Origin of the sequence: Corynebacterium sp. (assembly GCF_052107835.1) — a bacterium.
Lineage (GTDB): Bacteria > Actinomycetota > Actinomycetes > Mycobacteriales > Mycobacteriaceae > Corynebacterium.
In genome coordinates this window covers 1-8,281 of the sequence record NZ_JBQEDF010000085.1, presented here as the reverse complement: position 1 = coordinate 8,281, position 8,281 = coordinate 1, and the positions used below count along the sequence as shown (strand labels likewise).

At 68.6% G+C, this 8,281-nt stretch carries 8 protein-coding genes and 1 riboswitch; of the genes, 4 read left to right on the top strand and 4 right to left on the bottom strand.

The window, feature by feature from the left end; all coding sequences use genetic code 11:
- Positions 1 to 150: 150 nt before the first annotated feature.
- Positions 151 to 1,269 carry a methyltransferase gene (locus tag ACTIL2_RS14695; protein WP_442338223.1) on the bottom strand — a complete coding sequence of 373 codons (1,119 nt, stop codon included), beginning with the start codon at positions 1,267 to 1,269 and terminating at the stop codon, positions 151 to 153.
- 75 nt (positions 1,270 to 1,344) lie between these two features.
- Between ACTIL2_RS14695 and ACTIL2_RS14690 the strand changes: the two genes are divergently transcribed.
- A complete protein-coding gene (locus ACTIL2_RS14690) occupies positions 1,345 to 2,367 on the top strand; it encodes an MsnO8 family LLM class oxidoreductase (protein ID WP_442338222.1) in 1,023 nt (340 codons plus the stop codon).
- 134 nt (positions 2,368 to 2,501) lie between these two features.
- Positions 2,502 to 3,413 (top strand): GDSL-type esterase/lipase family protein, encoded by a 912-nt coding sequence (locus ACTIL2_RS14685; RefSeq protein ID WP_442338221.1) that lies wholly within the window; start codon positions 2,502 to 2,504, stop codon positions 3,411 to 3,413.
- 89 nt (positions 3,414 to 3,502) lie between these two features.
- Here ACTIL2_RS14685 and ACTIL2_RS14680 read toward each other — a convergent pair whose 3' ends face one another.
- Positions 3,503 to 3,646, bottom strand: coding sequence for a hypothetical protein (locus ACTIL2_RS14680; RefSeq protein WP_442338220.1), 144 nt, complete (start codon positions 3,644 to 3,646; stop codon positions 3,503 to 3,505).
- 132 nt (positions 3,647 to 3,778) lie between these two features.
- Here ACTIL2_RS14680 and ACTIL2_RS14675 point away from each other — a divergent pair, with 132 nt between their 5' ends.
- Positions 3,779 to 3,970, top strand: coding sequence for a PLD nuclease N-terminal domain-containing protein (locus ACTIL2_RS14675; RefSeq protein ID WP_442338219.1), 192 nt, complete (start codon positions 3,779 to 3,781; stop codon positions 3,968 to 3,970).
- Positions 3,971 to 3,973: 3 nt separating this feature from the next.
- On the opposite strand, the gene ACTIL2_RS14670 is transcribed toward ACTIL2_RS14675, so the two are convergent.
- Both ACTIL2_RS14670 and ACTIL2_RS14665 read right to left on the bottom strand, forming a co-directional pair.
- Complete coding sequence (locus ACTIL2_RS14670) at positions 3,974 to 5,239, bottom strand: LLM class flavin-dependent oxidoreductase (protein ID WP_442338218.1); 1,266 nt, start codon at positions 5,237 to 5,239, stop codon at positions 3,974 to 3,976.
- An 11-nt stretch (positions 5,240 to 5,250) separates the two neighbouring features.
- Positions 5,251 to 6,009, bottom strand: coding sequence for a 3-oxoacyl-ACP reductase (locus ACTIL2_RS14665; protein WP_442338217.1), 759 nt, complete (start codon positions 6,007 to 6,009; stop codon positions 5,251 to 5,253).
- Positions 6,010 to 6,049: 40 nt separating this feature from the next.
- A riboswitch (TPP riboswitch) is annotated at positions 6,050 to 6,153 on the bottom strand.
- Between the two features lie 40 nt (positions 6,154 to 6,193).
- Between ACTIL2_RS14665 and ACTIL2_RS14660 the strand changes: the two genes are divergently transcribed.
- Positions 6,194 to 8,215, top strand: a complete 2,022-nt coding sequence (locus tag ACTIL2_RS14660; RefSeq protein WP_442338216.1) for an ABC1 kinase family protein — start codon at positions 6,194 to 6,196, stop codon at positions 8,213 to 8,215.
- Positions 8,216 to 8,281 lie beyond the last annotated feature (66 nt).

Genomic DNA, 8,281 nt, shown 5'->3' with positions numbered 1-8,281 from the left:
GTTACCGATGTCCTGATCTAGAAGTGTCACCGATGTCCTGGGAGATTACACACGCAATGAGCCGCTACGCGTGCCTGGGGGCATGCTGATTTCTCTCGATGGTCCGCTCGTTGCCCCTCACCGGCAAGAAGCGGTAGGACGCGGCTAGCGTCACGCCCGCGCCAGGCGCCACACCGAAGTGACCTCGCGTGACCGCGCAACATGCAGGGGATCGTCGGCGTCCCGGATCTTCGGGTGCCGGGGCGCGGTGTCCTCACGACCGACGACCCGCAGACCACCGTCGGCGATCCACCCCTCCAGGTCCGCCCGGGAACGCAGCCCCAGGTGCTCGGCCAGGTCGGAGAGAACCAGCCAGCCTTCGCCCTTCTCATTGAGGTGGTCGGCGAGTTCGGCGAGAAAGCGGCGCAGCGCATCGGAGTCCGCGTCGTAGACCCCCAACTCCAGCTCGGAGGTGGGCGTCCCCGGCAGCCAGGGTGGGTTGAAGACCACGACGTCCGCTGGTGCGTCCTGCGGCCACAGGTCCGCCGCCACCACGTCCACCTGCCCCGCGCAGCCCAACCGCTCCAGGTTCGAGCGTGCACACACCACCGCCCGCTCGCTCACATCCGTGGCGGTGACATGTCCGGCACCCCGTTTCACCAGAACGGCAGCCAGAACACCGGTCCCCGTCCCGATCTCCAGCACGCGCGCCCCGTCCGGCAGGTGGTCCGCAGCAACCCGGTCGACGAGACCCACGTACTCACTGCGCGTCGGCGAGAACACCCCGTAGTCCGGGTACACCGTGTCCCCGAGTTCCTCGATGGCCACACCCCTGAGGTGCCACTGCCAGGCGCCGAGCACCCCCTGCAGCTCGGTCAGCGGCACCCGGCGCGGCTGGTCCTCACCCGAAGACCCATCCGCCGGCGATTCCCACGGCCCGTAGGCGTGCCTGCAGGCCTCGGCCACGTCCGGAGCCCGACGCAGGCCAAGGACGTAATCCGGGCCCAGTTCCACCAGGAGGTTACTCAGGACCTCCGCCCGCTCGGCGCGTTCCGCCCGCTGGCGCAGGAACAGCTCCGCGGCGGTCGGTGACACGGAGCCGGCCCGCTTCACCCGCCTCGCCTGCTGTTTCGCCAGCCGACGGTCCACCGCCTTCAGCAGCTGACGTCCGTTGTGGAAGTCCCCGCGCCACACCACCGGCGTCCCCTTACGCAGCAGCGCGAAAGCCTTGTCTGCGGTTGTCGAATCATCGGCGGTCACGGTGTCCGCGCCGGCGCGAGTGTTGTCCATGCCGCTCATTGTCGCACGTTCCGGGTGGGCCCCCTTCCGGGTAGTCGGCCGACCCGCACTATCTACCCTGGGGGCATGAAGTACTCCCTCGTCGAACTCGCCCCCGTGGCCGACGGCGCCACCAAGCACGACGCCCTGCAGACCGCCCTCGCCTCCGCCCCCGAGGCGGAGAAGCTGGGCTACCACCGGATCTGGTACGCCGAGCACCACAACACCGCCGCCTTCGCCGCCCAGGATCCGGCCACTCTGATAGCCCTGGCGGCCAACGCCACCGGGAGCATCCGCGTCGGGTCCGGGGCGGTGCTGCTGAACCACTACAGCCCGTTCAGCGTCGCCGAACGGTTCCTGCAGCTCGAAGCACTGTTCCCGGGGAGAATCGACCTGGGACTGGGACGCGCCACCGCGGGCCAGGTCGTGGATGCCGCCCTGCAGCGCGACCGGAGTTCACGACGGCAGGACGACTACGCCAGCCAGGTCCAGGAGATCCTGGCCTACTACTACGACGCCTTCGCCGCGGACCACCCCTTCGTCTCCATCGAGATGACCGGCGCCATCCCCACACGTCCGGAAGTGTGGGTGCTGGGCTCCTCGGGCAGCAGCGCCGGATTCGCCGGGCAGCTCGGCCTGGGCTACGTCTTCGCCGGCTTCATCAACCCGCGCACCGCATTGCCGGCGCTGGACGCGCACAAGGAGAAGTTCGATGTCACCCCGTACGGGCCGGACCGCCGCGAGGCCATCCTGGCACTCAACATGGTCGGGGCGGACACCGAGGAGGAGGCCAAACGACTGACCTGGCCCGCGCGGATGATGTTCCAGCGCCTGAAGTCCGGGATGGACCCGCACGTGCCGACGCTCGCCGAGGCGGAGTCGCAACTGCCCCTGACCGGCAAGATGCTGAGCAGCACCTTCGACGGGACGACGATTCCGGAGCAGCTCGCGGGGACCGCCGAGTCACTGCGCCAGCAGCTCCAGGACATCGTGGACAGGACCGGGGCCACGGAGATCATGGTGCAGGACATGCTCGTGGACCACGACGAGCGCAGCCGCTCCCGGGAGATCATCGCGGAGGCCGTTGCGGGGGTCAACGCGACGGCGTAGGCACCGCGGGCAACGGACCTACCCCCGGACAGGCGGCGCAATCGACCAGTGTCACCGAATAGTAACGAAGTTTCTCCCGGGACAGTTCTACCCCTTAGACTGCGTCAGAGACGTTTCTTGAGAGGATTCCAGCCGTGACTTCACCCCGGGCAACACCCCACCGCGCGACTTCGCACCGCGCCCAGCCCCGCCGCACCCGCGGCAGCACACTCGCGCGCGGGGTCTTTTCCCTGCTCAGCGCAGTTGCTGTCGGCCTCGGCATCACCGTCGCCGCCCAGCCGGCCGCCGCCGCCCCGAACGGCAACGTGGTCGTCGTCGGTGACTCCTACGCCGCGAACCCGGACCAGTACTACAACACCTTCCGGGACATCGAGGGCTTCGTCCCCGACAACTACCCGCGTCAGAGCGGTTGCCTGCAGGCCCCGAACTCCTGGCCGAAGCAGATGCAGAAGCGCCACAACATCCCGGTCAATGACTGGTCCTGCTCCGGGCTGACCTCGAAGCGCGCCATCGCCCGCATCGAGGCCGCCCACCGCGCCGGTGACATCCACGCCGGCACCCGCAGCGTGGTCCTGAACTGGGGCATGAACAACTACGGACCGAACGGCTCCGACAACGGCGCGGACATCCTCAACCCCGCCGACGTGCGCAACCGCTATCTCGCGGACACCCGCGCAGCGGTCGCCAAGGTGAAGACGTACGCCCCGCAGGCGAAGATCGTGTTCGCCGGGCAGCACTCGATCACGTCCAACGGCACCTTCTGCTTCGTCAACGTCGTGCCGAACCTGCCGGCCGGACTGCCGATCCCCGTGCTCGCGGACGTGGAGCGCTGGGTCCGCGGCATCCAGATCGAGGCCGCCAACCAGGCCCGTGCACCCTTCGTGGACTTCAAGGCCGAGACCGCCGGGAACGCCACCTGCGCCCCGGACAACCAGCGGCACATCTCCGGGATCATCGACACCACGACCCCGAACTACAACATGATCATCCACCCCAACCTGAAGGGGTCGAACTTCATGGCGGACCGGATGTCCCGCGCAGTGTAGAACCACGCGGAAAGGCCAGTGCCCAGGTCACCACACACGGTGGAGGTGACCTGGGCACTGGCCTTTCTACGGTGCCGGGACGTCCGGACTCAGTAGTTCGCGGGCGGGTCGCTGGCGGGGAAGGACTCCTCCTCCCATTCGTCCACCTTCTGCTCGTCATCCTCCGGACCCTGCTGCGGCTTCTCCGGGTCGGGGTCCTTGTGGTGCTTGCCGGTGTCGTCGTTGTCGATCATCGTGGGTGTCACCTCACTTGTGGATCAATGTATGTGCACGCCCCAGGGTACGCGTCTGGCCCGCAACCGTGATCCGCCGCTGATCAGCGGGCAGGGTGGACACGTCTCCCATATACGTTTTACGGTGAAACCATGGAGATCGTCCTACTGTCCTTCGCAGTGTGGTTCGGTTTGATGGTATCCGCACTGGTCAGCGTTGCGAAGCACCCACGTCTCAACGGCGGTGGCAAAGCGGTGTGGGTGCTTCTGGTCATCGCGCTCCCCGTCATCGCACCGGTCGTCTGGTTCCTCTGGGGACGCAAGGGCTCCCTCGACCAGCCCTGACACCTACGCACCCAGGCGCCCGCGCAGCGTCGAACCCCCGGAGTCCCCGTAGGACGTCCGGAACAGGCCACGCGCCTGCAACTCCGGCACCACCAATTCAACGAAGTCCTCGATCCCGCCGGGCAACGTGGGCGGCATCAGGTTGAATCCGTCCGCCCCACCGCCATCGACCCAGCGTTCCATCTCGTCGGCGATCTGCCCGGGCGTCCCCACGAATGTCGCGTGGCCACCACCGGCGGCGAGGTACCCCAGCAGCTCACTCACGGTGGGCCGCCCGCCTTCCCCGGACGCGGTATCGAGGATCCGCAGAATTGTGCCGTAGCGCCCCGCCGGACCGGTGAACTCGCTCAACGGCGGCAGGTCGGGCACCGGTGCATCCAGCTCCCACGCCGAGGTGTCCTGCCCGACGAAGAACGACAGCTGGCGCAGAGAATCCTCCACCGGCAGCAGGTCATTGAGCGCCCGCTGCTTCGCCCGCGCTTCCTCCGCGGTACGTCCGACGAAGGTGACCAGACCGGGCATCACCACGGGCATGGCGTCGGCCCTGCGTCCGGCCGCCACAGCGCGGTGCAGAATGTCCGAGCGGTACTCGCGCGCGGACTCCAGGTCCCACGCCACCGCGTAGATCCCCTCGGCGTAGCGCGCGGCCAGGTCACGACCGGGTTCGGACGCCCCGGCCTGGAACAGCACCGGGCGGCCCTGCGGGGTGGACGGGATGTTCAGCGGCCCGTCCACGTCGAAGAAGCGCCCGTGGTGGTTGACCGCCGTGGCCTCCGACGCCGGGGATCCCGCCGGCCACGAGTCCCACAATGCGTTCACGGCGTCGATGAACTCCGCGGCCCGCGCGTAGCGCTCGGCATGGTCGGGCAGGGCGTCCATCCCGTGGTTGCGGGCCTCGGCGTCCGTCATGGAGGTGACCACGTTGATCCCGGCGCGACCACCGGAGATGTGGTCCAGGCTGGCGGAGAACCGGGCGGCGTGGAAGGGCGTCCAGAACGTCGAGGAGATGGTGGTGACCAGGCCGATATGCGACGTCGCACGGGCCATGGCGGTCAGGGCGGTCACCGGCTCCAGGAACCACCCCGGCCCGGCGACGGGGCTCAGCGACTGTCCGTCCGCCAGGAACACCGCGTCCAGCAGGCCCTTCTCCGCGGTCTGCGCCAGTGACTCCCAGTAGGTGATGTCGCCGAGCCGGTCGGCGGCGGAACCGTGCGCCCGCCAGGCCGCGGAATGGTGGCCGCACCCGTGGGCGAAGAGATTGAGGTGCATCAGTTCTTCACTCAGTTCTTCACCAGGCCGCCGTCGACGACCAGGTTCTGGCCGGTCACGGCGCGGGCCCACGGGGAGGCGAAGAACAGGACCGCGTCGGCGAACTGCTCCGGGGTGGTGACCTCGCGCAGGGGTGTGCCCGCGGCGATGCCGTCGAAGACCTCCTCCGGGGTTGCCGCCGAAGCGTCAGTGGTGCGCAGCAGCCCGCCGGAGACCATGTTCACGTTCACCCCGGTCGGGCCCAGATCATCGGCGAACGTCCTGGTCAGTGACAGCAGCGCGGCCTTCGCGGCGGTGTAGTCGTGGTAGGGCACCACGGGGTTCTGGAACAGGTTGGTGCCGATGTTCACCACCCGTCCCGAACCGGCGGTCCCGAAGCCGGGGAGCGCGGCCTGGATCACGTTCACCGCGCCGCGGATCGCCCCGTCGAACTGGGCGGAGAAGCGGTCGTAGCCGATGTCGGCGGCTTTGGGGCGTGCGTCGCCGTTGAAGGAGAAGTCGACGAGGGCATTGTTCACCACGGTGGTGACGGGCCCCAGTTCCGCGGCGGCACGGCTGAACAGGCGCTCGACCTGCTCCCGGTCGCGGACATCGGCCTGTACGGCGATCGCCCGGCCCGGATGGTCGGTCACCAGGGTCTCCGCGGCGTCCCTGCTGGAGTGGTAGTTGACCACCACGTTCGCGCCCTCCCGCAGGAAGGCCCCGGTGATGGCGCGTCCGAGGCCGCGCGCTCCCCCGGTGACGAGGACGGTCTGATCGGTGAAACTCATGGTTCTGCCTTTCCTGCGGCAGGACGTTGGGCACACGGGCGTACCCGGTGCCGGACAATCCCTCCGCCAGTACGAACTGGTTCAGGTTCAACGGGTGTGATCTCAGCCTGTGCACTGTTGCGACGGGCACCCCGTGTCACCGTCCGAGGGTACCAGGCACCACCCCCGGCGGTAACCTGGGATTATGCAGATCGTCCTCGTCATCCTCGGCATCATCGGCGGACTCGTGGTCGGTGCCGCGGCACTGGCCGCGGTCACGTGGGTGCTGGCCAACGTGATGCGCCGGGTCCTCGGGGTGCCGGTCGGCTGGCCCCGCTCGATCGGGGTGGCCCTGCTGGTCGCGCTGTCGACCGGTGGCCTGGTCTACCTCGCCGTCGAGCAGTTCTTCGACTCCGGACGCAACATCGCCCCCGGCCCCGCGGTCATCCTCGGGGCCATCGCCCTGCTGTGGATGCTGGGCTTCGGCGCGGCGGTTTTGACCGTCCTGGAGCTAGTGGTCCCCACCGGTGCCATGTCGGGGTTGCGGCACCAGCGCGCCCGCAACCGCCGGTACCGGCAGGTCGTGCGTATCTTCATCCGTCACGGGCTCACGTCCGGACGTCCCGGCATGGCGCAGGCCGCCCGATCCTTCCGTGAGGCGCTGGAGGAGTCCGGCACCACGTTCGTGAAGCTGGGCCAGAACCTGTCGACCAGGGATTCCGTCCTGCCCGCGGAGTTCACCGCGGAACTGTCCCGCCTGCAGACCTCCGCGACCCCCGAGCCCTGGGAGAGGATCCATGCGGCAATGACGGACTCCCTCGGCACCCCGCCGGAGGACGTCTTCGCCACCGTCCACCACGAACCGATGGCCGCCGCGTCCGTCGCCCAGGTGCACCGCGCCACGCTGCAGGACGGGACGGCGGTCGTGCTGAAGGTGCAGCGCCCCGGCACGCGCGAGGAGGTCCTCAGCGACACCGACATCGTCATGCGGATCTGCACCTGGCTGGAGCGCAGCACGGACTGGGGCCGGGCGATGGGGATCCGGCGGTTGGCGGCGTCCTTCACGTCCTCGCTGGCCGAGGAGCTGGACTACACGGTCGAGGCGTCGAATATGCGTGAGCTCGCCGAACCGCTGCGCGCCACGAACGTGCTGATGCCCGGGGTGTACGACGAGTTCTCGTCCGAACGCCTGCTGGTGATGGACGAGCTGGACGGCACACCCCTGGGCTCGGCGGACCTCTCCGGACTGCCGCGTGAGGAACTGCAGACCCTCGGCGACACGGTCATGGTGTCCCTGATGCGCCAGATGATGGAGTTCGGCGTCTTCCAGGCAGACCCGCACCCGGGCAATATCCTGCTGATGGACGGGCAGGTGTGGCGCGATTCCCGGGAGCGCACATGGGGTCCGGTACACGTCGAATCAGAGACGGTGGAGCACCGCGACAACGGCCTGGGCATGCTCGACTTCGGCGCCGTCGGCCACCTGGACACCACCGACCGGCAGCACATGTCCATGATCTTCGCGGCGATCGACCACGGGGATTCCCGGATCCTCACCGATGCGCTGCTCAACCTGCTGGAACGTCCCGACGGCCTGGACGTGCGCTCCCTGCAGCGCGATGTCGCCACCATGCTCGCCCGCTACCGCGGCGGCGTTGGCAAGGGCGAGGGCATGGCCCTGTTCTCGCAGCTGATGACCATGGTCAACGAGCACCGGCTGGTCATTCCGGAGGACGTCGCCGCCGCACTGCGCAGCCTCGGCGAGATGGAGGGGACACTGCGGCTGATCCTGCCGGACTACCCCCTGGTGGAGACAGCGCGCTCGCAGGGGGCATCGCTGGTCAAGGGTCAGATGAGCCCGTCGAACGTGAAGGACGCCGCCGAAGGGATGCTGCTGGAGTCGATGCCGGTACTGCGCGAGCTGCCGCGCAGGGTGAGCGGAATCGTCTCCGACCTGCAGGAGGGACGGTTGTCGGTCAGCGCCCGGATGTTCCGCAACCCGGACGACCGGGCGTACGTGACCGGGCTGCTGCAGCAGGTCACCGTGGCGATGATCGCGGGGTTCTGCGTGCTGGGCGGGGTGATGCTGATCGCGTTCGGCGACGGCGGGCCGGTGCTGGTCGAGAATCTGACCTGGCATGCGGCGATGGGTTATGTGGTGCTGTTCTTCGGCTTCCTGCTGTCGCTGCGGACGGTGGCGATGGTGCTCTTCACCCGGCGCCGGTGACCCCGGTGCTTGCCCCTGCGGACCTTGACCCCAAATTAGCGCTTGCCCAGGCACGCTTTGAGGCCC

Bases quoted from the DNA above. Each gene is read 5' to 3' on its own strand.
- ACTIL2_RS14690 (WP_442338222.1), top strand. From the start codon at position 1,345: ATGAAGTACTCCCTCGTCGAACTCGCCCCCGTGGCCGACGGCGCCACC.
- ACTIL2_RS14675 (WP_442338219.1), top strand. From the start codon at position 3,779: ATGGAGATCGTCCTACTGTCCTTCGCAGTGTGGTTCGGTTTGATGGTA.
- ACTIL2_RS14695 (WP_442338223.1), bottom strand. From the start codon at position 1,269: ATGGACAACACTCGCGCCGGCGCGGACACCGTGACCGCCGATGATTCG.
- ACTIL2_RS14660 (WP_442338216.1), top strand. From the start codon at position 6,194: ATGCAGATCGTCCTCGTCATCCTCGGCATCATCGGCGGACTCGTGGTC.
- ACTIL2_RS14665 (WP_442338217.1), bottom strand. From the start codon at position 6,009: ATGAGTTTCACCGATCAGACCGTCCTCGTCACCGGGGGAGCGCGCGGC.
- ACTIL2_RS14680 (WP_442338220.1), bottom strand. From the start codon at position 3,646: ATGATCGACAACGACGACACCGGCAAGCACCACAAGGACCCCGACCCG.
- ACTIL2_RS14670 (WP_442338218.1), bottom strand. From the start codon at position 5,239: ATGCACCTCAATCTCTTCGCCCACGGGTGCGGCCACCATTCCGCGGCC.